At 65.5% G+C, this 1287-nt stretch carries 1 protein-coding gene; it reads left to right on the top strand.

Annotation, left to right across the window (positions count from 1 at the left end; all coding sequences use genetic code 11):
• A partial coding sequence (locus H926_RS29985; RefSeq protein ID WP_237741163.1) for a pyruvate dehydrogenase complex E1 component subunit beta occupies positions 1-1123 on the top strand: 1123 nt, incomplete at its 5' end.
• Positions 1124-1287: the final 164 nt, after the last annotated feature.

Here is a 1287-nt window from a genome sequence, read left to right on the forward strand (position 1 = left end):
GGCTCCCGCTGCCGCGCCCGCCCCGGCGGCCGAAGCGGCCCCGGCCCCCGCTGCCGATCCCAAGGCCCAGGCTGCCGCCGCGATCGCGCCCAAGCATGACGCCAAGCCTGCGGCCGATCCGGAAATCCCGGCCGGCACCACGATGGTTCCCACCACCGTGCGCGAAGCCCTGCGCGACGCCATGGCCGAGGAAATGCGCGCCGATTCCGCCGTCTTCGTGATGGGTGAGGAAGTGGCCGAGTACCAGGGCGCCTACAAGGTGACCCAGGGCCTGCTCGAAGAGTTTGGCGACAAGCGCGTGATCGATACCCCGATCACCGAATATGGCTTTGCCGGCATTGGTGCGGGCGCCGCCATGGGTGGTCTCAAGCCCGTGATCGAGTTCATGACGTTCAACTTCGCCATGCAGGCGATTGACCACATCATCAACTCGGCGGCCAAGACCAACTACATGTCCGGTGGCCAGATGCGCTGCCCGATCGTGTTCCGTGGCCCCAACGGCGCCGCCGCTCGCGTCGGCGCGCAGCACAGCCAGAACTACGGCCCGTGGTACGCCGCAGTTCCCGGTCTTGTGGTCATTGCGCCCTATGACGCAGCCGATGCCAAGGGCCTGCTCAAGGCCGCGATCCGCAGCCAGGACCCGGTGGTGTTCCTGGAAAACGAACTCGTGTATGGCCGCACGTTCGATGTGCCGCAGCTTGACGATTTCGTGCTGCCGATCGGCAAGGCCCGCGTGGTGCGCGAAGGCAAGGACGTGACGATCGTCTCGTACTCGATCGGCGTGGGCTTTGCCCTCGACGCGGCGCAGCAACTGGCCGAGCAGGGCATCGATGCCGAAGTGATCGACCTGCGCACGCTGCGTCCGCTCGACAAGGAAACCGTGCTCGCCAGCCTCGCCAAGACCAACCGCATGGTCGTTGCCGAAGAAGGCTTCCCGGTCTGCTCAATCGCGTCGGAAATCATCGCCATCGCCATGGAAGAAGGCTTCGATCACCTCGATGCCCCGGTCCTGCGCGTGTGCGACGAAGACGTGCCGCTGCCTTATGCCGCCAACCTTGAAAAGGCCGCGTTGATCGACGCTGGCAAGATCGTGGCTGCCGTCAAGAAGGTCTGCTACCGCTAAGCGGTGGTGGCTGACCGGGGCGCAGGATCTCGCAGTGCATAATCCGGCAATGCAGGATCTGATCGATGGCTTGCCGCCGCTTGAACGGCTTGCGGCAAGCTATGCCCCGGCAGCCACACGCCCGCTGTGGATCGGCTATTTCGCGCTGGAACAGCGCCTGGCCG

Source organism: Novosphingobium sp. B-7 (assembly GCF_000410615.1).
GTDB classification, from domain to species: Bacteria; Pseudomonadota; Alphaproteobacteria; order Sphingomonadales; family Sphingomonadaceae; genus Novosphingobium; species Novosphingobium capsulatum.